Source organism: Kothea flammea (assembly GCF_052161645.1).
GTDB lineage: Bacteria > Planctomycetota > Planctomycetia > Pirellulales > Pirellulaceae > Laterigemmans.
Window position 1 is genome coordinate 7293215 of record NZ_CP197414.1, and the last position, 24487, is coordinate 7317701.

The window sequence follows — 24487 nt, forward strand, 5'->3', positions numbered from 1 at the left end:
TGTGCCTGACAATTCTGCCGGCCCAGAACAAGCAAAATCGAACGGCGGCGGATAGTTAGCAGCCGCTCGCCGCCACGTTATTTTACCCGCCCGCCAGCGGCAATGCGCAGAATGGTCTTTAAAACCAATTTTTCTTCAACCAGGCAACGATGTCGAATCAAGCGGGAGAGGGGCAGGGCATCACCGCCGGTCAGCACCAGGGCGGGTGTTTTCCCACACTGCTCACCATATTCATATACGATCCGGTCGATGCCGCCGGCCAGTCCCAGCAGCACGCCGCTCCGCATCGCCGCCGAGGTGTCGCGGCCGGGCAATTCTAGTTGAGCGCGTGCAACTTGCTGCTGCAGCGCGGGGTCGACCAGCGGTAATTGGGCCGTTGAACGGTTAAGTACATCGAGCTGTAATCGCAGACCGGGAAGAATCGCGCCGCCTAAAAACCGATTTTCGCGGAGCAGGTCGATGGTCACCGCGGAACCCGCATCGACCAAGATCACATCACCGTCGCTGGCAAACTTCAAAGCGCCCTTGCCGCCGATCAAACGATCGATCCCGACCGCATCCGGATGACGCACGTCGAGATCCAACTCCACATCACGACGAGTCAGTAATTTCCAGACATCGGTGGAGTGGGTTGTAAAGAGTTGTTGTCGCAGCAGCGTGGCGATTGGTTGATTCACGCTGGCCACAAACCAACGCGCGGCTGGTCGGGAGGCGGGAGAGAGGTTCTCGCGAGTGGGCGTGCTGGAAATCGGCCGGACGTCACGCAGCTCGGGACCGAGCAACCAATTGTCGACCGTTGATAGCAGATTGCTGAGCCAATCGTGGTCGTGCGAAGTGGACGTTAGGGAGAGTTGGCAAGAGCGTAGTTCGAGCTCGCTCGCTTCGTGCGCAGCAAAACTGGTCGCCCCCCCCTGGTCATTCGGTCCGGCAATCGGGGTCGGGGCCAACATCCCAACCTTGACGGTAGAATTGCCGATATCGACGGCGATCAGCGGCGGCGAACTCACGGGGTGCTATCCTCAGGGTCCTGATATCGCGAGGGAGGATTCTCCTCGGATAACTGTGCTGTGGGGCCCGACAAATGTGGTGGCCGCCTGGCCGCTTGTTTCGCAGGCTTTTTGGTAACGGGTTGTTTGACTTCCGTGGTGGCCGCTTGCTGAAGTTCGAAAGAGGAACCGCTGCTGGCATTCGCTTTGGCAACCTCCCGCGATTCAGAGAGCCGCGTCCAAACTTCACGCAACAACTCGCTCAGCCCCTCTCCAGTCACGGCGCTGATCAAATGGACTTGGCGAACATTCTCCGGATCCAATACACGCAACCGCTCGGCAACTTCACCAGCCGTGGGAAGTTCGGCCTTGGTAACGGCGATAATCTCGGGGCGGTGAGCCAGCTCACTGCTGTAGGCCGACAACTCATGGCGAATCGACTGATAATTCTCTAGCGGATCTGACTCGTCGGTGGGAGTCGGCTCGACCAAATGGATCAGAATCCCAGCCCGTTCCACATGCTTGAGGAATTCGTGGCCGAGCCCCACACCGTCGCTCGCCCCGGCGATCAAGCCGGGAATATCAGCCAAAATAAACCGCTGGTCGGCCGAAACATCGACCTGGCCCAAATTGGGATATTTTGTGGTAAACGGATAATCGGCGATTTCGGGACGGGCACGACTGAGCCGGCTGAGCAGCGTACTCTTGCCCGCGTTCGGCTTGCCCACCAATCCCACATCGGCAATCGATTTCAGCTCCAGAATGACCTGGCGGACCTCGCCTTCTTGCCCGAAAGTGAATTCCCGCGGGGCACGGTTGGTGGAGGTCTTGTAGTGCGTGTTTCCCCGCCCCCCCTTGCCGCCGCGAGCGATCACTAATTGATCACCATCGCGAACGAGATCGCGAATGACAAAGCCTTCGTTGGCATCGATAATCGTCGTGCCAGGGGGCACGTACAAGGTTAAGTCGCGCGCATTGCGACCGTGCCGTCCGGAGCCAGAACCAGGACTCCCCTTGGGGGCCCGCCAAATACCGTGGCCGACAAAATCGGCCAAACTATTAACCCCCTCGCGAGCCTGCAGAATGATGCTCGCCCCATCGCCGCCATCGCCGCCATCGGGGCCACCTCGGGCGACATATTTTTCGCGGCGAAAACTCATGCAGCCATCACCACCGCGACCGGCTTGGAGTTCAATTTTGACGGAGTCAACAAACATGGAGTGCGCAATAAAAAACGCAACGTCACCTCACCGGGCGACGCTGCGGAGGTTGATTGATAAGCGAACGGCGGAAAGCCGAACTAGCTCGCCAAGGAATCGATATTCACGCGACGACCTTCACGGTCAAAGCGCACGGTGCCATCGACAAGTGCGAACAATGTGTAGTCATTTCCCATGCCGACGTTGCGGCCGGGGTGAAACTTAGTGCCAACTTGGCGAACGATGATGCTACCAGCGGTGACTTTTTGGCCACCAAACCGCTTTACACCACGGCGTTGGGCGTTGCTGTCGCGTCCGTTGCGGCTACTGCCCTGACCCTTCTTATGTGCCATTTTTCGTCTGAAATTTGAAAATAGGGAGTTGATCCGGATGTTCGGTATTTCAACTCCGAAGCTTAACGGAATATCCAGCGGTAATCAACCCGCTTTTCCAAACCATACTGCTCCAGCACATAAGCTTGCTCTCTCTCGTCGGTGAAAGCGGGTACGCCAAAGCGAATTCTGTCTTCGGTTTGCAGCACTTCGTCGCCGGGGCGATAAAAGTTCAGCTGCAAAGCTTTCTTGATCAACGTGGGACGCTTCCCAGGAGCAGCGGCCACTTTGCTTTCCTGCTGGAAGGCGTTGGTGAGTCCATAAACATAGAGCGACAAAAAGTCGATCGAGGGGTCGACATCTTCCCAGGTCAACACGCCCCACACGCCTTCGGCGGCCGGATCGCTGCTTCGCGGAATCGGGACCGCTGTGATTTCAACACTATCGTACAGCGGTGCAGAGATCTTTTCGCGAGTCTTGATCAGTTGCTTGGCCGCGGGAATGATCCGATCGGTGAATTCCTGTTTCGATTCCAGATCCGAGAGCACAACGAGCGGGAAGAAGCGACGGGAGTCATAAGAGACTTTTTCAATTCGCGAAAACAGCGAATCAATCGCTGCGTCGGATTCGCTGCTTTGGGCGGCCCGCAAATCACCACCCGTGTAACGAACGCGGTACACCATGTACCAAATCAGCTTGCGTTGCAGACGCCCGTTGGGTTGAGGAACGTCCATCACCATCTGCCGCAGCGGCTTAAAGGCGAACTCGAAACAATAAATTTCCCGCCGCAAAATGACTTGGCGGGCCATTTCCACGAGCGTCCGCGTTCGCGCGTCAAAATAAGGCTTGCCCTCGGGAAAATCAGGGTCGGTCCAGGCGATTTCGGGGTGCGAATCAATCAAATCCTGCAAAGAAATCGGCCCCGTGAATGTTTCTTCGGGCTCCGGCGAAGGTGGCACGACGATCACGGTCCCCGGAGCAAAACGGGTCTCTTCGACCTGAATTTCCCCCTCGGTTTGCGCCACAGCCAGCGAACCGCCAGACATCAAACAGACAGCTGTTAGCAGCACGGGTAATAGGCGAAATCGAAATTTCATAGCATCATTGGGATGTTAGACGCGAACGGGATTGCGTGCAGGCTGCCAGCGCAGTCGGCAAGGTGGTTTTTTCACTGCGAATTGTTCACCGTGCATTTTTTACGGCAAATTTCTCGCGTCGGCATTTTTCACGCTTTTCTCTGAGCTGTACGCATGAAGCCACTTGGTGGTTTAACTACCGAGTCTAGTTGGATGATCTGTCCGGCGCTGCCCCGAAGTTGCGAAAATCTGCCCAGATCGTCGACCGCCGGGTAGCCGCTTTACTGATGAGACCGATTTTGCTGACCCTGTGGGCAAATTGTTTGCTCCAGCCGGTATGCAAGCCGGTATGATACAGCAGAGCAATCTGCTCTCCGCGGCACGCGATTCGGCGAGCGCCGGCTAAACGGAGCGAGGTTCCCAGGAAAAAGTAAACGAGTTCATGTCGAAAAAATTGTGGCCCGACGACGAACAGACACAAAATTGGCTAAATTCTGCCAAAGTCGGCGATGCCAGCGCAATCAATCACTTGCTGGAGCAACATCGTCAACCAGTCCGTCGGCTCGTGCAGATGCGTCTCGACCGCCGTGTGCAACAGCGGGTCGATGTCAGTGATGTTGTCCAAGACGTAATGGTCGAGGCCAGCAAACGGCTGCGACAGTACCTGGAAAGCCCCGATATGGCTTTTCATCTGTGGCTGCGTCAAATTGCCTGGGACCACATTATCGACACCTACCGCCGCCACCGGGTGAGTGCCAAACGGAGTATGGATCGCGAGCAGCCGATGGCCGCCAGCGCCGGGCCCAATCACTCCACCGTGGAACTGGCGATCCAGCTGTGCGACCCAGGGATCACGCCGGCCGCCGCCGCCACCCAGCAAGAAATCGCCCGACGGGTGGAGGATGCAATCACCCAATTGGCCGATCAAGATCGTGAGATCATCACCATGCGACACTTCGAGCATCTCTCCAATTTAGAGATTGCCGCGGCGCTCGATCTCAACCCCCCAGCTGCCAGCATGCGATACTTGCGGGCCATTCGCCGCCTTCGCCAGTTGCTTGATGAACAATACGAAGGGATGGGCGAGCCGTGAATTCGGAGGAGGTTCGCGAGCAAATGCTAGCCGATTTGCTGTCCGACTTGGCCGACCGTGTGGCTTCAGGCGAGCGGATTGATTTTCACGGCACTTGCGCCGCCCATCCAGATTTGGCCGACGATCTGCGGACCCTTTGGGGGACCGTGATGGTGACCGACGCCACCGGACTATCACAGCAGGAGGTCCCTCAACCGGCCAGCGACAGTTCCTGGCGAGGACTCACTTTGCCGACAACGATCGGCGACTACCGCCTGGAAGAAGAGATCGGCCGCGGTGGCATGGGAGTCGTCTTCCGAGCGACTCAGCTCAGTCTGCAGCGTGCCGTTGCGGTGAAGATGATCTTGCGTGGGCGGTTGGCCAGTGAAGCCGACTTGTCCCGTTTTTTGGCCGAAGCAGCCGCAACCGCGCGGCTCCAACACCCCAACATCGCCGCCGTCTACGACGTCGGCGATTTCGAGGGTCGTCCCTTTTTTAGCTTACAGTTGATCGATGGCGAGACCCTGGCCGATCGGTTAGCCGAAGGCCCGATGCCAGAGCGCGAAGCAGCTCGGATCGTGCTGGCTGCCGCGCGAGCCATTGGCTACGCACACCGCCAAGGCATCCTCCACCGCGACCTGAAACCCTCCAACATTCTGATTGACGGGCAGGGCAAGCCGCACGTCACCGACTTTGGGCTGGCTAAAAAATTCAGTGACGAAACAAAGCTAACTCGCAGCGGGGCGATCGTGGGAACGCCCGCTTATATGTCTCCCGAACAAGCTTCCGGTTCGCGGATGATCGTCGGTCCCGCTTCGGACATCTATTCACTCGGTTGCGTCCTTTATCACGCACTCACCGGTCGTCCGCCGCTGGTGGCCGATTCGCCGGTGGAACTGATGCTGCTGGTGCTGGAACAAGATCCACCGCCACCCAGAGCGCTAAGGCCCGGCCTCGATCGCGACCTAGAAATGATCGTGGTCCGCTGCCTGCAAAAACCAGTCGATTTACGCTACGCTTCGGCCGACCAATTCGCTGATGACCTGGAGGCCTATCTCAAAGACGAAGCGATCGCCGCCAGATCAGGCCAATTCGGTCAAGTCGTGGCGAGACTCTTTCGCGAAACACACCATGCCCACGTGTTGGAAAACTGGGGCATGCTGTGGATGTGGCACAGCCTGGTCTTGCTGGTCGTCTGCACGGCAACTTGGTGGCTGGAGATTTCCGGCGTGACCCAACGCTGGGCCTATGAGGCGCTGTGGATCGTTGGCCTGGGAGCATGGGCCGGCGTCTTTTGGTTCTTGCGCAGACGCATGGGCCCGGTGACGTTTGTGGAACGACAAGTCGCCCACCTGTGGGCGGCCAGCATGATTGGCATTGCCATGCTATTCCCACTGGAATGGTGGTTGGGGCTCGAAGCGCTCACCCTCTCGCCCCTGCTGGGGATCCTCGCGGCGATGGTGTTCCTGGTCAAAGCGGGCATCTTCAACGGAGCATTCTATATCCAAGCAATCGCCTTGCTGATGTCCAGCCTGCTGATGGCGGTGCTACCTCGCTATAGCCACTTGATTTTCGGCTTCATCGCCGCAGCCTGCTTCTTTTTCCCCGGCCTCAAGTACCATCGCCGTCGGCATTCCCGCAACTTAGAGATGTAGCATGTTGTGAGCAGCAAACTGCTCGTCTGCTAAATCAAGTTGCCGCCAGACTCTCTTCAGGCTGACGCGTTGGCGGAGTTTTCGCATGCTGCTGGGCTTGCTGGTCAAAGTGCACCGGTTCGCTGCGATGCCAATCGCCCAGCAACCGCATGGTCAGCGAAAACAGCGTGGGCACGAAGACCAACGTGAAGATTGTCGATACCAACAATCCACCCAACACAACGCTGCCCAACCCGCGATACAGCTCGCTACCTGCCCCGGGGAATAATACTAGCGGCATCAACCCCAAAACGGTCGTCCCGGTGGTCATGAAAATTGGGCGAATCCGAGTTCGCACACTCTCCAGCACCGACTCCCGCGGGCTCATCCCTTCTCGCATCGCATTGAGCGCTTGGTGCACAATCAAAATCGCATTATTGACCACTGTCCCAATCAGAATCACAAAGCCCAGCATCGTTAGCACATCCAACGATTGCGTGGTCCCGGTGGTCAAGTTCAAATAAACCCCCAAAGCCCGCAGCCCCAGAATGCCCCCAACGGCCCCCAGTGGCACGCTGAGAATAATCACCAACGGGTACACCCACGACTCAAATAACGCCGCCATCAACAAGTAGGTGATCAAAATCGCCAACACCACGTTCCAAAACAGCGCATCCCAGGTGGCTTTTAATTTGTCTGCCGTACCACTTAATTCAATCCGATAACCACCCGCCAATTGACCACCCTCGCGGAGCGGTCCAACAACCTCCGCTGAGATCAACTCGAGCGCCGTTTCCAATGGCATTTCCGCCGTCGGAGAAACCTCGATCGTGATCGCCCGTTGCCGCTCGCGGTGATTGACTTGCTCAGGACCACTCGTTTTTGTGATCGTCGCCAACGCTGAAAGCGGGACAAGCTCTCCCGAGGGAGTGGCAATGGTCAAGGCGCGTAAATCTTGCGATCGCTGCATCTCCGACTGCTTGCCAATGATCGTCAAATCAACCTTATCGCCATCGATGTAATAGTCAGAAGCGTAAGCCCCGTCCACCAGCGCGTTGACGGCGTAACCCAACGACGTCGCATCCACCTTCATCGCTTCGCTTTGCACCAACTTGGGCAGCACGTGCATCTCGGGATTCCCCAAATCAAGGCTGGGAATGGGACGCACTTGCGCATCGGGAATAACCTGCATCGTGCCTCCCAGCACGGCCTTCCCCAAGTCGACTAATTTCTCTAAATCGGGACCGGTAATCTCAATATCAATGGTCCGACCAGCCGTTAGTCCCTGCTCAAACAGACTTGACTGCTTAGCGACCACAAATGAGCCGGAAAGTTTTTCTCTGACAGATTGAATGAGCGGGATCAGCTTGCCAGATTGCGTCGGATCGACCGACCGCACGCCCATGAATACTTGCCGTCCCCGCGCCACATAAAAGAAATCTTTAATCAGCGGGTATTCCATCGCATCAGGATCGACTTTGTCATAGTCCACATCCCAATAGGGCAACAAAGTGCTCTCAGCCGCTTCGCCCATTTCCATCAGCTCCGGCAAATTATAACCGGGGGGCGGCAAGATGATCCCAAACACTAAGTTGCGGTTTCCTGAGGGCAAATACTCGACCTTGGGCCAAAGCCAATACGAGAGTCCGCCAGAAACCAGGATTAACGTTGTCACCACCGCGATTTGACGAATCAAGCTGTTGGTAATCCAACGATTGAGTCCCACCACGAGCGACACAAAATAACCACCAAACCCGGAGATGACACGCACCAAAAAACCAGCCGCTGGCGGTGCTTCCGCCGCCCCTGCAGTCGACTCTCCCGTGCTGGCCGTTGCTCCCACGCCACGCGTGCGGGGCGAGAGCAACCTGGCGGTAAAAGTGGGAATCAGAGTGACCGAAACCAACAACGAAAGCGAGACGGCGGAACTGATCGCTAAGGCAATGTCGCGGAACAATTGCCCCGCTTCATCCTGCACAAACAGCACCGGGATAAAGACCGCCAACGTTGTCAATGTGGAAGCCACCACGGCGCCCCACACCTCTTTGGTTCCCTTGACGGCAGCCGTGAAGGGTGATTCACCCCGTTCGTAATGCTGAAAGATATTCTCCAGCACAACCACGGCGTTGTCGACCAACATCCCCACCGCGAATGCCATCCCTGCCAAGCTAATCACATTTAAGGAACGCCCTAGCAGATTGAGACACAAAAAAGTGCCGATGATGCTGACCGGGATCGCCAACCCCACCACCAGTGCGCCCCGGGCAAACCAAAAGCCGGCACCGATGATAATCGCCAGCGTGATCGCAAACAGCCAAGGCGACACCACGGCCGCAGCTAGCGCAGTGACGCCGATCAATGGCGCCACAACTAACGTTCGCCAACCCAAATGCAGAAACACCATCAACACCATCATCGTCAGCGCGCTACCGATGATAATGTTTTGATTGACAAGGTTGACTGAAGAATCAATATACTCGGTTTCGTCGTAAACTTGCGTTAGAACCAACCCCCGTTTTGCCAACACGTCGCGATTCAAATCGGCGGCTGTTTCTCGCAAGCCGTCCATCACATCCAACACGTTGGCGCCCGTCTCCCGTAACGCGTTGATGGCGATGTTTGACTCGCCAAAACGCCGCACCACGCCGGATGGTTTCTTATAATCCAATCGCACCTCAGCGACGTCACGAATGTAGACCGGCGCGTCCTCATTAACGGTCAACAGCTGGTTGGCAACCTGCTCGGTGGAATTGAATTGATTGAGTGTGCGGACAACGTATCGTCGTTTGCCCTCCCAAAAGTCTCCTCCCGAAGTATCCTTGTTTTGCGCGCCTAACACCCGCCGTACATCATCAATCGTCAAAGAGCGAGCGGCCAGCTTCGTGGGATCCACGATCACCTGACACTCTTCTTCGCGGCCCCCCAACACATTGGCATTGGAAACTCCAGCCACCCGTTCAAAGGCCGACTCAATGTAATCCTCGGCGAAACGCTGCAGCTTGGGTACTTCAATCGCGTTGGGCAACAGCACGCTGACTTCAGCATGCTTGGCAGCCAAATTACGGAGACGGTGCAACAATAAACCAGGAGACTGATCATTAATGCACGCCAGCAATTGCTCACGCAACTCGGGAAGCTCCTCCGCCAAGGCACGCACCGCGGCCGGTTCCGGTGGGGCCGCGCTGAGGATAAACCAAGCGATTGGGTTGTCCGATGAACTGCTCGTGGATATCACCGGCTCGTTGGCTTCGAGCGGATACTCGCGGACTTGCTGCAGCCGACTGTTTACTTTCAACAGCGACTCTTCCATATTCGCGCCGACAAAGAACTCCATCGTGATCCGTCCCACCGAGTCTTGCGACTCGCTGGTCATCTTCGTCATCCCCTCGACACTTTTTAGCTGCTCTTCCTGCTCTTGAATGATCTCCCGCTCGACCTCTTGGGGACTGGCGCCCGGCCACGTCGTCTCCACCGTCAACGTGGGAATCTGAACTTCCGGGGTTAGCTGCATTGGCATTCGCCACAGCGAGATACCACCAAACAGGCTCAGCATCAATGCGCCAACCGAGACCTTAATGGGATTAGCGACAAAAGCTTGGACTAGCGACATGAGCGAAATGAACCGTGAGGTAGTCGGTGGTATGAATTGGCGGGATAGCGGATATCAAGCCGCCATATCGGTTTCGCGGGGTGGGACGACGTCATTGCCCCGTGGTAGGGCTCTTGCCCGCGGCAGCCGGGGATCGTGGCTCGCCACTGCCGCCTAGCTCGACGATTTCCTGGTTGGGCCGTAACCGCTCGTTACCCAACGTGACAACCTTATCCCCCTCGCGGAACTCCCCCTGCAAAGGCTGCACCGCGGCCCGCTCACCACTTTCAACCAACAGCCTCACGGGCACCAATTTGGCAACTCCCTTATCGGCAACATATACGACAGGTGTTCCTCCATTAAAGACTAAAGCGTCTTTGTGGACCGTCCAAGCGTCAATTTTTGGCCCGGCGGGCAGATCGGCTCGCGCCAACATACCGGCGCGGATTAATTTTGCCGGATCGTCAATCTGGTTTGCCACCCGCACCCGCACCGGAAACGTTCGCGTCCGCACATTGGCTTCGGAGATTATCTGGGCCAGCGTGCCGGCAAACATCACCTCGGGAAATGCTTCCACGCGGACAGCCACATCCATGCCAATTCGTAGAAACGGCACGCTCGCTTCGGGCACCTGAACCTCAATCTCCATCGTCCCCAAATCGATCATCTCGACAATCGGATCGCCCTGCTTGATCCAGGCCCCGACTTCCGTGTGCTTGCGTACGATAAACCCATCAAACGGGGCTTTAATATCGTATTTCGTCTTGCGATCTTCCAGCAGAGTCACGCGTTGAACTTGAGCCTCAAGTCTCGCCTCAGCCTGTGCGATTAATTCCGCTCGCGGTCCCTGCTTGAGTAGCTTCAGCGTCTCCTCGGCCGCAATCACCTGTTGCTGAGTGCTCTGGAATTCGGAGACGGCCAACTCCAGTTCCTGCCGAGAAATCGCCCCCCCAGCCTTTGATAAATCCTGCGTCCGTTCAACGCGAGCCCTGGCATAAGTCGCTAAAGCATTGGCGGCAGCCAACTGGGCCTCGGCTCGGGCAATCTCTTCAGGCAACGCGCCATTTTTCAATTCCTGAAGTTCGGCCTGGCGGAGGTCGGCTTCCGCCTTGGCCCCTTCAATCTCAATCGAAATTGTCTTGATTCGCAGTTTTGCCAATTCGTCTCCCGCTGAAACTCGCTGGCCGGCATCGATGTCGGCGATCTCCACGCGGCCGTCAACCGCGCTGCCGATCAAGCTGCGGCGGAGGGGCTGAGCGGTCCCCACAAAATCTTGCTTGGGCTCGACGGTTTCAAACAACACCTCCCCCAACTCGACGTTTGCCGGCGGGGCTTGAGCGAGCAACTGCGTAACCAGCAATGGCGAAAACAACAGCGACAGGAGGGGCACTCGATTGGCAAAAACAACTTGGAACGTAATCAGGCGGGGCAAGACACGTGCCTCAAAGGGGGTGCGAATTCAGTCAGTCACAAATACGACTTACTTGATTGTAGTCATGACTTCAACGCCCACCCTCCCGCGATTACGGAAAATCGGTCGCGACCAGCAACAAACAACCCGAATTACGGCAATAACTCCCTCACTGACCGCAAATCGACTCGCAAGAGGGATCGAAATTCCCTAGCAAAATCGACTGACACACGAGCGTGAACCGCACCCTGCCGACCAAAAAACGTGGCTTCACCTTGCAAAGCGTAAACACCGTCGTGCCAGATGTTTGGATGGATATAAAGTCCCTGCTGACCGGAAAATAAGAAGCAGACAAAATCGCTTGGCTGCACATCGTCACCAGGCAGCGCCAATGGAACCAGAAAAGGCTTCTCGGCAACCGGAAAGAACAATTGGCCACCATCGGGATGATAATTCGCGTGCCACAGTAACAATTCAGCCGGATCATCTTGATGATCTTTGCGAGCCTCCGCCGGATCCTTGCCAAAGCCCAATATGTATCGCCCACCAACCGCTTCATTAACTCCGTAGAGCACATCGCCGGACCAACGACTCGTAAAAGACCCTTCAGTGGTGCCGCCTTCATTGCCACTATCTTCGTCGACCGGCCGCCAGCCTTGCGCGGGCCAGCGGACAATTTCCACCGCCACATCGTCGGGATGATCTAGCAATCGGCCATAGCCGCCGAGCGACTCAGCGGTAGCCGGCACAACCGGCAATGCAACTCGCTCAAGTCCACTCGGTAATTCCGGTGCGAGATAGTTAGGTGCCACAGTCATGCAATCCTCTCCTCATCTTCAATGCGAAGGTGGTATTAAGAAACAGCGAAACGTCTAAAGGCAACTGGTCAATCCATTTGTCATCTCCAGATTTCACTGACAAGAAGTCTAACGGTGAAAACAAGTATCCCCAATCGACTTACAAGTACATCGCACCTCTTGTTATGAAGGCAGCATGTACTTTTCGTGAACGTCGCCTTCCAAGATCTTTCCTATTCTAACAACGGGCATTCAATTACGCTCAAAACTCGCTAATGCGTTGAAATAGCTTTACCAATTCGGCATCCCCCGTTCATCTGAACTTCATCAGCAAGTGGTTCAATGAAGGCGACTTACTGCCAGCGACGCTTTGCTGCCCAACTCTGAAAAATTGAACTTCCCCTAGTCTTTCGATCCTACAAACTTCAACCAACAAGAAAACGTTCAATATGCTTCGCAGTGACAACTCCTCTGTACTCATTTTATACTCATGCTTAACGCTAGCCTCCTTAACTGGTTGTTCTTCAGAACCTGAGCTGCATCCAGTGTCCGGAAAAATCACTCTCGGCAATAAATCTTATGAGCGACTCATCATCTATATGGATCCCGTTGACGGAATTGTAACTCCGTTTAACAAGGGTGTCGGGGAGACGGACGTTCAAGGTGAATTCGTGATGAACTCCACCGCATCCACAGCGGAATCGATGGGATTAGCCGCAGGTGAATACAAGGTTTATTTCAACTGTTGGATGCAAAAGGGGCAGGCTGTCGGACTATCCGACGAAAAGCCGGACGAAGAGAATCGAAAGCTGGAGACCGAGGACATTATTCCGCCTCCATACAACAGTCCTCAAGACACGCCAGTCACTTTCACCGTCAAAGCGGGACAGGAAAACCGCTTAGAGCTGGACATAAATCCCGGCAGCTAGCAGCTTGCTGCCCCCATTTAAACTGCATTCTTAATACGTGTTTATCGAATACCGGAGAAGAGAAATGAAGTCATCTGCCAAGCAAGGATTCACCTTGGTTGAGCTGTTGGTGGTGATTGCGATTATTGGCATCTTGGTCGGACTATTATTGCCGGCGGTACAGGCTGCTCGCGAAGCCGCCCGCCGCATGTCATGCTCGAATAACCTCAAGCAACTAGGGTTGGCCACGCACAACTTTGCCGCCACCTACTCCGAAAAACTGCCGATGCTCGGCGAAGCTCAGGAGGGGGGACACTGGAGTGGTTTTATTTTACCATTCATGGAGCAAGACAACCTCTACCGGGCGCTCACATTCGGAGAAACCAACTGGGCCTCCTCGGCCGCCGTGACGAATCCGAGCCTCAACGATCCGAATCCTTGGATTCGCCAAATCGCCGCCTCGGAGGTGCAAATGTCAGTGTTTCGCTGCCCTTCTTCAACGGCACCCGAACGAGTCTTCGACGCATCGACTTACAGCCCGCCCTGGTTTGTGGCGGCCCGCGTGCCGGCCAACTATCTGGCTGTCGTTACCGGAATTCAGCCCAATGATTGGAAGCCCGCATGGGGTTGGGGCCGCCAAAACCGCGGCACTTGGTCTGGAAACATCACGCTTCACCATTCTGAGCTCGATGGGATGATCATCACGCGGCCCCCTGAGGCTGCCCGGATCAGCCAAGGCGGCATGGGTGGCGCGACGAACTTTGCCAGCGTGACTGATGGGCTTTCCAACACCTTGATGTATGGCGAAGCCGAACCCGATCCAAACCTAGCCGCAGAAGCCGCCACGCAAGAAAACCCCAACACCGGCCGTAAAGATCACTGGGCGGTTGGTGGTGATGATTTCGACAACTGGGAAGGAACCGACTGGTCGGAGCAGGGCGGTTCAACGGCCGTGCGAATAAACTATCCGAAGCCCGTTGGCGCGCGGTTCACAGACGGAAGCATTGAATGGGCAGCTTATGAAGTCAGCTTTGGCAGCCGACATCCAACCGGTGCGCAGTTCTGCTTAGGCGATGGTTCGGTTCGCTTCCTAGCGGACACGATCGATTTAGCAGTTTTCAGCGCAGTTGGCACTCGAGGTAATGGAGAAGTCGCACAACTACCTCAATAAGACTTTGTTTATCGAAATCTTATTCTGGGCTTCCCTGAATGTTGGCAAAAGAATGTAAAGCTGCATGGATTCTGCAAAGCCAGACCATCTTTGCAGTTGCGTAAGGTTTATATCGTTTTCACTGTAACACAGGTTTTTTACGACATGACTAGACAGGAAAATGGGGCTTCTCTCTGCACGCGTTTGACACGTCGTGTGCGACTCGCAACGGCGCTCGCCGCCATCGCGGGAGCATCCGCGCTGGGTTCGGCAACCGCCACGTCGGACGAAGTGGCTTATGACGACTTTGAGACTCTCGGGCCGCTCATGCTGCCTTTCGACCTAAACGACCAATACTTCAAGCCAGGTGGAATTCCACCCTGGGCGGACGGTACCGATTGGTCCAAGGATTTTCCCGCAGGTTGGACTTTGGATAACTCAGGAAATCTCTACGATAACTCAACTATGCCAGGCGAGTTTGACGGCTGGTCATTGATGGATGTTACTTCTTGGATCGCCCACGCTGGAGTTCAAGCTGGCCGTGACCGTTGCTATTTCGGCGAGCCGATTATTGACGGAACGCAATATCGTAACACCGCTTTGGTTGCGGATCCCGATGAAGCCGACGACAACACCCAGATCGACCCTAACTTGTACAATTCATACGTCACTCGAGCGTATGATGTGTCAACCGCAGACCTCAATTCTCTGGCGTTATCGTTTGATTTTGATTTCATTACTGATGGAAATCAAACGGGAGTTGTTGACGTTAGTTTTGATGGCGGAACAACTTGGCAGAACCTGTTGACAATGACTGTTGCCGAGCGGGATGACGTGCCCTTTGGAACCTTTGCTGATCCAGCCGATTCGGGTGAATTTTCTGTTGCCAATGGAGATTTCACACCAGGGGCCGGCGCCTCGGAAATGCAAGTTCGTTTTGGCTGCATTACCTCCGGAAACAACTGGTGGTTTGCTGTCGATAACGTTGGTTTGACCGACGTAAATGGTGTGATCGCCTTCGAGGATTTTGAGGACTTGGCCGAATCGCTCGTTCCCTTTGATTACAGCATCAACGGTGCTCCCACCAGTCCCGATCCTCTGCCTCCATACGACCCCAGTGATGGAACCGATTGGATCGGCGACCTCAGCAGCGTCGGCTGGGAAATCATTAACGATGGACCTGCGGACTCTCCGGAAAAGAGGATGTACTTCCAGAGCCTCGAGGGTGCCTACAACGGTGGCGCCGTCTTGGATGCTTTCTCGTGGAGCTACCAAACCGATGGCAGTAACCCAACGCCATCTGATGAATCGGATGTGAACTCAGGTTGGGGACAGCGACGCACAATGTTCCGGGATTCCTTCTTCGGAATGCGGAACTCTGTTCTCGTATTCGATCCCGATCAAGCCTTTGACAACCGCGTCCCGGGTTCGGACGAAGGTGCTCCCGGTACAGAAACCCCGGAAAATCCAGAGGGGGAGCCAAGATTCAACTCGTACGCCCAAAAACTATACGACATGAAGGCGTTTGATAACGACACTGTGTCGGTTGAACTTGAGTGGGAAATTCGCGTCGAAGAGCCACAAATTAACGTCATCGAAGTCTCGTTCGATGGTGGCGAGAGCTGGACGCGGATTTTTGAATTCGATGCCAACAACCTGGCCGACCCAGCGGTACAGACCGAATTCCTGCCCTACCTCGACTTCCAGAACAGTGACGGTGACCCGCTGGTCATTGAAAGTGGCGAGGTAATTCGGACCTTCAGCACCGGCCCCCAAACGATTGTTGTCAACAATTTCTTCACTGATGGCAACGTCCCCGACAGCAACACCATGTTAATGCGCATCGGCTGCATTGACGCCGACAACGACTGGTGGTTCGCGGTCGATAACATTCGCGTTGATGCCACACCTCAAGGCTTTGTGATTGGGGACGCCAATGGTGATGGCCTGGCCAATTTCGCCGATATCAATGCTGGAATTAACGCAATCTTGACCGGCGCATTCAGTTTGGAAATGGACGTCAACGAAGACGGCTTAGTGAACTTTGGGGACCTCAATGGCTTTGTAAACGCCATCTTGGGTAACTAAGGCAACTCGCGGAAGAGCGATGCGCTCAGTGGGGCCGTCGCTTTTTATCAACTTGGTTTTTTACTTACCTTTTGAAAGTTATTAAGAATGATTATGCGGAAAATTTTTGCAGTAGCAACGCTCTGCTTGGTAACGACCTCAGCGCGTGCCGATATCGTTTTCAGCACGAGTGCGACCGACGCGTTTGCAGGTAGTGATTTGGTTATGAATGTTGGCACTAGCGCGTCAATGTTTGTGTGGGTATCCACCGAACCGGGGCAGACATTAGCCGGGATCAGCCTCGATATCCTCAGCAGCGATGCAACTATCCTGGAAGCCACTTCGCACGAGGTCTTCAACCCCAATGGAGATCGTTGGTTCACGACTCAAGCTGGCGACCTCGGTGACCTAGTCGACGATGGGCTGGGATTAGCGCTATTAGGATTGAATGGTGATGGAATCAGCACCGGCGACTTGGGTACCTTCACGCTGTTCAGTGAAGTCCAGTTCCTGGCAACCGGCGTCGGAACCACCGGTCTATCTTTTGATTTTGGCTCACAAGGAATCTCCGATGGTGACGTCAGCTTTGGCCCTGGCGATATCACGTTTGGGACTGGTAGCGTCTCCTCGCTGACCGCCGTACCTGAGCCCGGTTCGTTCGCTGTGCTCGGTCTTGCCGGTGTAGGCATGGGTATTTACCGTCGTCGGCGCAATGCCAAAGCAGTTGCCTGCTAATAGCGACGGCAGTTTATTCCTGCATCGAAAATTGTGTCTCTGAGAAACGGGGTGGAAGCTAGCTTTCACCCCGTTTTTTTTTCGTGCTTAGGGCGATTTCTCCGCCGCAGGATTGATACTCACCGAGCTGCGAAGACCGGGGCCACAATCGCTCTCCAAAATGGTGGTTCTCGCGAGTTTTTTCAAATCAAGGGAGCCCCGATTCGTCGCTCCGCCAGAATTCGTTTAGAATAGAGGCTCGGCCCGCTGCGGGCTCCCCCCCACACACCTTATTCCAGTCCAACTGATTGGGTCTCACCTAATGTTGCTTCGAATTACGATTTGTTTGCTGTCTGTCGCCACTTATTTGAGCGGCGCGTTGCCCGCCGAAGACGATGCTTGGCAGACAAAATGGGGCTATCAACAAGTCATCGACCGTTTCTACAGCGAGGGCGTCGCCACTGGTGACATCAACGGCGATGGCCACCAAGATATCGTCGCCGGCCCCTTCTGGTTTGCTGGACCCGACTTTACCGCTCGGCAGCAAATCGAAGCGGGGCAACCAGTCGATCCGCATGGTTACGCGCCCCACTTTTTCTCATTTACCGACGACCTCGATGGCGATGGCCGCCTCGATATATTGCACATCGGCTTCCCAGGGGCCGCCTCCTACTGGTTGCAGCAACCAGCGGATGCCACCGAACCGTGGTTGCGACACGAAGTCTTGGCCGAGACCGATAACGAATCCCCCACCTACGCCGACATCACGGGCGACGGTAACCGTGAGCTAATCTGCAGCACCGGCGGTAGCTTTGGTTATGCCAAACCAATTCCTGGAAAACCGACTGAGCCCTGGAGCTTCCACGCAATATCTCCGCAAGGGCCCGCCGGTGGACGATTCACGCACGGCCTGGGAATCGGAGATGTCAACGGAGATGGCCGCCAAGATCTATTGGAAAAGAACGGTTGGTGGGAACAACCTGAGTCGTTGACTGGAGATCCAATCTGGAAGCACCATCCCTTTCAATTTTCAGCGGCGGGCGGATCACAGATGTTCGCTCACGACTTTGATGGCGACGGCGACAACGACATCGTCACAGCGTTACAAGCGCACGGCTACGGCGTGGTTTGGTATGAGCAGATTCGAAACGGCGAGCACATCGCTTTCAAACCACACACGATCGTGGGGGCTAAGCCGGCCGACTCTGCCTTTGGAGTTGTCTTTTCCCAGCCTCATGCCGTCACCATCGCCGATCTCGACGGCGATGGATTGATGGACATCATCACTGGCAAGCGGCCTTGGGCGCACGGTCCTCACGGTGACGTGGAACCACTCGCCGCGCCCGTCATCTACTGGTTCCGCTGTCAGCGAGAAGCTGAAGGCGAGACCCGTTTCGTACCCCACTTGATCAGCGACAAGTCGGGGGTGGGAGTCGACGTGTTAGTTTCAGATGTAAACGCCGACGGCTGGCTCGATGTGGTTGCCTGTAACAAACGCGGCATCTTCGTCCATCGCCAAGACCGCACCACGGTCGACGCCCAATTGGCCGCTCGCCTGCAACCCGTGTCGGCCGAACAAGCCGCTCGACCACTGCCCGCCGCGCGCCGCCCCAGCAGCGGATTAGAACCAGCCGCCGCCGCTAGGCAATTTACCGTGCCAGCGGGCTTTTCAGTCGACCTCGTGGCCGGCGAACCCGACCTGCATCAACCAATTGCGTTCGCCTTTGACAGTCGCGGACGCATTTGGGTTGCCGAAGCACACACGTATCCCAATCGAGCCGCCGCCGGCCAGGGAAAAGACGTGATTCGTATTTTTGAGGACACCAACGGAGATGGCCGCTATGACTCTAAAAAAACCTTTATCGAAGGCCTAAATCTGGTCAGCGGTTTGGAAGTTGGTTTTGGTGGCGTCTGGGTCGGAGCAGCTCCCAACCTGCTGTTTATCCCCGACGCCGATGGTGATGATCAACCCGACTCAGAGCCCCAGGTGCTATTAGATGGTTTTGGATACCAAGATACCCATGAAACCCTCAACGCCTTTCGCTGGGGACCCGATGGTTGGCTGTATGGTTGCCAAGGCGTGTTCACACACAGCCAGATAGGCGTACCGGGAAGTGACGCAGCCGATCGCACCGCCATGAACGCGGGGGTTTGGCGTTACCATCCCGTGCGCCATCGCTTCGAGGTCTTTGCCCATGGTACGAGCAACCCCTGGGGTGTCACCTTTGACCAACATGGACAAGCCTTTATCACAGCCTGCGTAATTCCGCACGCTTATCATATGATCCAAGGAGGACGTTACCAGCGTCAGGCGGGCCAACATTTTGATCCTTATACTTTCGAAGACATCAAAACAATTGCCGACCACGCCCATTATGCGGGCAATATTGGTGACCATGCTTGGTGGGGTCGCAACGAACCGGTGGAAGATGATGCGACCAGTGCGGCCGGTGGGGGGCACGCCCACTGCGGTGCTTTGATCTATCAAGGCGACAACTGGCCTGTCAGCTATCGCGGCGCATTGCTAATGCATAACTTGCATGGCAACCGCATGAACGTGGATCTTCTGCGAGCGGATGGTACCGGCTTTATCGCCTCGCATGGTCGTGATGTGATGTTCGCTAATGATCCCTGGTTTCGCGGATTGGAGATTCAATCAGGACCTGACGGGGCCGTTTATCTGATCGACTGGTACGACAAGAATGCCTGCCACCGCACGACTCCCGAAATTTGGGATCGCACTAACGGCCGAATGTATCGCGTTCGATTTGGCGAGCTGGCCAAGCGAAATGTAAATTTGGCCGAAGCCAATGATGAAGCCTTGCTCGCACTGCTCGAACACCCCAACGCGTGGCATTATGAAACCGCACGACGGGTGTTGATGGAGCGCGCCGCTGCCGGCATACCGCTTGAGGCAGTACGTGAAAAGTTACTAGCCGCGATCAAACAGAGTAGTGACACAGCCCAGCGGCTGCGATACCTGTGGACTGCTCATGGAATCTCCGCAGTCACCACCGAGGAGGCGATCGAACTGCTCGATGATAACGATCCCCTGCTGCGAGCTTGGACAATTCAGCTCGCTTGCGAAACAGACAACCCGACACCCGCCTTGCTTTCCAAACTTGCCGAACTGGCACGACAAGACCGTGAGCCGGTCGTGCAACTCTACCTAGCCTCGGCGCTGCAGCGGATTGGCAATCTGACCGCGCCCTCCGAAATAATCGCTGCACCACTCGCGGCAGCCAAGTGGACGATCGCTGAGGGGCTGATCAGTAATGGTGACAGTCAATTTGATCGGAATTTACCGCTGCTCATTTGGTATGCCATCAATCCGCTGGTCGCCGAAGACCCGCAGCGCGGTTTTGCCTTAGCACGAGCCACCAGGATTCCGAAAATTAAGCAATTCATCTACCGTCGCGCCGCCAGCGATCCCACGATGGTCAACGCTTTGGTGGCGGCGATGGCCGAGGAAGGCGATTTGAATGTCGTGAAAATGATGCTGGCCGAACTGGCCGGCACGGCTGCCAAATTGGGCAAGATCGATTCACCACCCGCCTGGCCCCAGGTGGTGGCGAAGTCACTGAAAATTGATGACCCCAACACGCGACGCGCCGTGCAAATGTTGAGCGTTAATTTTGGCGATGCGTCGGTATTCCCCCTGCTGCGGGAAACGGTCAATGATCGCCAAGCTAATGCAACGCTACGACAAGAAGCCTTAGCGACATTAGCCCGGGGCGCTGATCCACAATTGGAAACCTTGGCGATGCAGTTGCTCGATGATCCCACGCTGATTGCCGAAGCGTTGCCCCTATTAGCACGTTTTGACTCGCCGAAAATTCCTCAAGCAATCTTAAGGCGCTATGCCGAATTGCCCGCGCCACTGCGGCGTACGGCACTCGATACGCTTTCGTCACGTCCCGCTCATGCCGCAGCCTTGCTGGACGCGGTCGCCGACGAGCGATTGCCGCGGACCGAGTTGACCGCGGTCCACGCGGGTAAGATTCGTCAATTGGGGAACCAACAACTGCAACAACGATTGACCGAACTTTGGGGTGTCGTTGGCAGCACTCCCGAAGAGATCGAAAAAGAAATCGCAACCATGGTGAGCCGCTACACCCCTCAAGTAATTACCGAGGGGAACGCCAGCCACGGGCGGTTGATCTATAACAAGTCGTGCGGTCAATGTCACAAACTGTTTGGCACCGGCAGCGACATTGGTCCTGACTTGACCGGGGCCAACCGTGCCAAGTTGGAATACCTACTGGAGAATATCCTGGCACCCAACGCAATTGTCGGCAAAGACTATCAAGCGCTCAGCCTGCTGACGCTGGACGGTCGAGTGATCACTGGATTGGTGCGAGAAGAGACCGATGCTGCGATTGTTTTGCACGACGCGGAAAAGCTCGTCACAGTGCCGCGCTCTGAGATCGAAGAAGTAACCCAGACGAGTCGCTCGGTGATGCCAGAGGGAATCCTCAAACCGATGAGCGAAACAGAGATCGTCGATTTGCTCAAGTACTTGCAATCGTCGGCACAGGTGCCGCTGGCTGGCGATATTCCTGATATCGATCGAGCCACAGGTAAACTGCCTGGTGCTTTGGAGGCCGAGCAGATTGAGACGGCAAAAGTCTCGGGCGGCTCGCTGTCCAACCAAGGGATGGCTGGGTTCAAAGCTGGTCGCTGGAGCGGCAACGGTCAGATTTGGTGGAATGGCGGCAGCCCCGGCGATACCCTCTCGCTCCCCTTTCAAATCGATCAAGCCGACGAGTACACGTTATTCACTGCGTTAACCAAAGCGCGTGACTATGCCGTCGTGCGAATTGCGGTGGATGATCAAGTGCTAATCGATGGTTTGGACTTGTTTGAGAACGGGCGAGTTGTCACCACGGGACCGCTCGAATTGGGCAAAGTGGCATTAAGCCCAGGTGGACATAAGCTAACGGTCACCATCCTCGGAGCGAACCCGCAAGCAGTTCCGGCCCACATGGTCGGCGTCGATTACTTATATTGGCAAGGGGCAAGCTCCAAAGACCAATAGCCTACAGTCAAAAGTTTTGCGCTGCGCAGCCTGCATCTTGGTCTCTGGCAAAGAAGAGAGATGGGGCTTTGGTCAACAAACACCTAACAGCGCAAAAGGCTTTGGCAGATGTCGCAACCACAACAAACGGCGAACACTTCCGCGGCAACCGAGGGAGCACGAATCCCGCTGATCGCCAAATGGGGATTTACCGGTTTTATGGCCGTTTTGGTTCCCAATTACTGGGCCTGCTACGGCGCCACCAACTTCCTTTACTTTTGCGACATTGCCTTATTTTTGACGTTGGCGGCCGTCTGGACAGAGCGTCGAATTTACGCTTCCATGGCTGCGGTTGGCATCTGTGCGGTGCAAGTGGTTTGGCAAGTCGACTTTTTGAGCGCCTTATTCGGCGCTCCCTTGCTGGGCATGACTGGCTATATGTTCAACCCCGAACTCTCGCTGTTTGCTCGCGGGCTCTCGTTCTTCCACTTTTGGTTGCCGCTGTTCGTGCTGTATTTGGTCGCGAAATTAGAATACGACCGACGCGCGTTGTTTGGCTGGACGGGGTTGGCCTGGGTGGCGATGTTAATCAGTTACTTCTTTTTGCCCGCCCCGGGTGACGTTTTGGCCTTTGCCAACCAGCCGCACAACGTCAACTATGTATACGGCTTGGATGGCTCAGAAGCACAAACTTGGATGCCCCAGTTGGCCTGGCTGGGCGTGATGATGGTCGGTTTGCCGGCAATCGTCTATCTACCTTCGCACTTGCTGCTTCGTTGGTGGAACCCAGCTGACGAAAAGGTGACGGCGGCAGGAGCCGAGATTTACTGTGCGGCCTGAGCGGACTGAGCAGCGAACTGATCATTCGAGCCAGTGAAGGTTTATTCAGCTGAACCTGTTCAGAGCGTAATAATCTGGCTAGGCTTTTGGGAAACAAACATTCCCACATCACTCCAACGATAATTTCCGTGACAGAAACGAACATGTCCCAGTGGGTGCGCTCCCTCTTGGGGCCTCAGGTTGACCCGGTTGCTGCGGGAGCAACGCTGGGTCGGATTTCCTCCGCTGATGCCACCGAAGCCATTTCTCTGCTGGAAACGCTGGGCGAGGATACTGAACTAATTGCCCGGTCCGATCCGGCGATCCTGGCCGCGCTCGCCTTGGCTGCTCAGCGTTTGGTCACCACCGCACCTGAGGTGTTGGAGTCTCTGGAGTCGCAACTGATCGCTCGCATCGTATCGGCTTATCCCCCGCAAGCCGCCAATCGCCATCGCTTGATGTATCTGTTGGCTCGCCAGCGGAGCCAACAATCGCTGGCCCTGTTGGCAAAATTACTAGCCGAGCGACCACCTCAACAGTGGGATGAAGTCGGCCAGGTATTAAGTCCGCTCATGCAACAGAGTGATTGGAAGCCCAAAGATTTCTTCCCCGCCGCGTTGGATGCGTTGGTTCACCGCAGCGTGGCTTCACCGTTATTGGACTTGGCGAACTATCTCTTCCGCGAAAGCCGGGTCGATGAGCATCCAGCTGCCGTCCGTTGCGAAGTCTTGGCTACCTTGCTCGGTGGCGTAGCCGATCGGCTGGGCAAGTTTGAAGAAGATCCGCGCACCTTTGGCGACTCCGTAGAGGAGGTGCAGGAAGTGCTCAGCGAAGCGGTTGCGATCGCCGTATCACTCTGCGACGCGCTGGGACTGATCGGTTGGAAAGGAGCGATCAGCCAACTGTATAAGGCGCTCGATCTCAAGCATCGGCGAGTCCAATCCGAGGCGGCTGGTGCCTTGGCACGACTCGATGTCGAGGCGGGGCGCCAACGATTGATCGCTTTGGCGGCTGAACCCTCGGCTCGCTTACGAGTCCTCGCTTATGCCGATGAACTCGGGTTTGGGGATGCGATTGACGGCGAGTTTCGCACTGAGATCGCGCACTCCGAAGCCGAGCTAGCCTTGTGGCTATCGCAGCCGGGACAAATGGGAGTTCCTCCCACATCGGTCGAGGTCATCGATAGTCGGCTGCAGTATTGGCCCAGCTTCGAACGGCCAATCGATTGCTTTCTAGTTCGTTACGCTTATCAATTTGGCGACCGACTCTACTCGAATGTTGGCATTACCGGGCCAATCGTGCATGCCATGGGTGCCGATTTAGCCAATTTGCCGATCGAAGATATCTACGCTGTCTATGCGGGCTGGCAAGCGGAGCACCCTGAGATTTTTCGTATCACGGCCGACCAGTGGAATTCGGCCCAGCAACGACTCGCCACCCCGCTGTTGGACAATTTGGATCGTCAAGGTTTCGAATCGATAAAACCAATTGCTTTGGGCTTCTTTTTGGACGAACATGCTCTAATTGTCGAAGCAACTCGGGACGAAACCGAGTGTGTCGTCGTTACCGATGGGCTGGAGACAATCGATTTCGCCACTACCGGGCGACTACGTCCACTTGGCGGCGACGAACTTTGGTACTTGTTCCTGGGACGCAAATTGCTGCGAACTTTTAACGCCTGATCCATGCTCCCGCTTTCTCGAAAACCATTCATCA

General features: G+C 55.7%; 16 protein-coding genes. 9 read left to right on the forward strand and 7 right to left on the reverse strand.

What is annotated here, in order from left to right:
* Nucleotides 1-77: 77 nt before the first annotated feature.
* From SH139x_RS27240 to SH139x_RS27255, 4 genes are all read right to left on the reverse strand, one after another.
* Nucleotides 78-1007: a type III pantothenate kinase gene (locus SH139x_RS27240; RefSeq protein WP_488352868.1), complete on the reverse strand. Its 930-nt coding sequence runs from the start codon at nucleotides 1005-1007 to the stop codon at nucleotides 78-80.
* Nucleotides 1004-2203, reverse strand: coding sequence for a GTPase ObgE (obgE, locus tag SH139x_RS27245; RefSeq protein ID WP_488352869.1), 1200 nt, complete (start codon nucleotides 2201-2203; stop codon nucleotides 1004-1006). Before obgE ends, SH139x_RS27240 begins: the two co-directional genes overlap by 4 nt.
* Nucleotides 2204-2286: 83 nt before the next feature.
* The gene (gene rpmA / locus SH139x_RS27250) at nucleotides 2287-2538 is read right to left on the reverse strand and encodes a 50S ribosomal protein L27 (protein WP_488352870.1); all 252 of its coding nucleotides are present in this window, start codon (nucleotides 2536-2538) and stop codon (nucleotides 2287-2289) included.
* A gap of 62 nt (nucleotides 2539-2600) precedes the next feature.
* Complete coding sequence (locus SH139x_RS27255; RefSeq protein WP_488352871.1) at nucleotides 2601-3614, reverse strand: hypothetical protein; 1014 nt, start codon at nucleotides 3612-3614, stop codon at nucleotides 2601-2603.
* Between the two features lie 421 nt (nucleotides 3615-4035).
* On the opposite strand from SH139x_RS27255, the gene SH139x_RS27260 reads away from it, so the two are divergent.
* Nucleotides 4036-4686, forward strand: a complete 651-nt coding sequence (locus SH139x_RS27260; protein WP_488352872.1) for a sigma-70 family RNA polymerase sigma factor — start codon at nucleotides 4036-4038, stop codon at nucleotides 4684-4686.
* A gap of 23 nt (nucleotides 4687-4709) precedes the next feature.
* Nucleotides 4710-6320, forward strand: coding sequence for a serine/threonine-protein kinase (locus SH139x_RS27265; RefSeq protein WP_488356108.1), 1611 nt, complete (start codon nucleotides 4710-4712; stop codon nucleotides 6318-6320).
* Nucleotides 6321-6354: 34 nt separating this feature from the next.
* On the opposite strand, the gene SH139x_RS27270 is transcribed toward SH139x_RS27265, so the two are convergent.
* From SH139x_RS27270 to SH139x_RS27280, 3 genes are all read right to left on the reverse strand, one after another.
* Nucleotides 6355-9909 (reverse strand): efflux RND transporter permease subunit, encoded by a 3555-nt coding sequence (locus SH139x_RS27270; RefSeq protein WP_488352873.1) that lies wholly within the window; start codon nucleotides 9907-9909, stop codon nucleotides 6355-6357.
* A 91-nt stretch (nucleotides 9910-10000) separates the two neighbouring features.
* On the reverse strand, nucleotides 10001-11320 hold the full coding sequence (locus SH139x_RS27275) for an efflux RND transporter periplasmic adaptor subunit (RefSeq protein WP_488352874.1): 1320 nt from the start codon (nucleotides 11318-11320) through the stop codon (nucleotides 10001-10003).
* 131 nt (nucleotides 11321-11451) lie between these two features.
* Complete coding sequence (locus SH139x_RS27280; protein ID WP_488352875.1) at nucleotides 11452-12117, reverse strand: ureidoglycolate lyase; 666 nt, start codon at nucleotides 12115-12117, stop codon at nucleotides 11452-11454.
* 524 nt (nucleotides 12118-12641) lie between these two features.
* Between SH139x_RS27280 and SH139x_RS27285 the strand changes: the two genes are divergently transcribed.
* From SH139x_RS27285 to SH139x_RS27315, 7 genes are all read left to right on the forward strand, one after another.
* Nucleotides 12642-13025, forward strand: a complete 384-nt coding sequence (locus SH139x_RS27285) for a hypothetical protein (protein WP_488352876.1) — start codon at nucleotides 12642-12644, stop codon at nucleotides 13023-13025.
* Between the two features lie 64 nt (nucleotides 13026-13089).
* A complete protein-coding gene (locus SH139x_RS27290) occupies nucleotides 13090-14175 on the forward strand; it encodes a DUF1559 family PulG-like putative transporter (protein ID WP_488352877.1) in 1086 nt (361 codons plus the stop codon).
* Between the two features lie 144 nt (nucleotides 14176-14319).
* Nucleotides 14320-16242: a hypothetical protein gene (locus SH139x_RS27295; RefSeq protein ID WP_488352878.1), complete on the forward strand. Its 1923-nt coding sequence runs from the start codon at nucleotides 14320-14322 to the stop codon at nucleotides 16240-16242.
* An 87-nt stretch (nucleotides 16243-16329) separates the two neighbouring features.
* Entirely contained in the window at nucleotides 16330-16956 is a 627-nt protein-coding gene (locus SH139x_RS27300; RefSeq protein ID WP_488352879.1) for a PEP-CTERM sorting domain-containing protein, read from the forward strand.
* 301 nt (nucleotides 16957-17257) lie between these two features.
* Nucleotides 17258-21973 carry a PVC-type heme-binding CxxCH protein gene (locus SH139x_RS27305; RefSeq protein ID WP_488352880.1) on the forward strand — a complete coding sequence of 1572 codons (4716 nt, stop codon included), beginning with the start codon at nucleotides 17258-17260 and terminating at the stop codon, nucleotides 21971-21973.
* A 108-nt stretch (nucleotides 21974-22081) separates the two neighbouring features.
* The gene (locus tag SH139x_RS27310; RefSeq protein ID WP_488352881.1) at nucleotides 22082-22792 is read left to right on the forward strand and encodes a hypothetical protein; all 711 of its coding nucleotides are present in this window, start codon (nucleotides 22082-22084) and stop codon (nucleotides 22790-22792) included.
* 143 nt (nucleotides 22793-22935) lie between these two features.
* Nucleotides 22936-24453 (forward strand): HEAT repeat domain-containing protein, encoded by a 1518-nt coding sequence (locus SH139x_RS27315; RefSeq protein WP_488352882.1) that lies wholly within the window; start codon nucleotides 22936-22938, stop codon nucleotides 24451-24453.
* The last annotated feature ends 34 nt before the right edge of the window (nucleotides 24454-24487 follow it).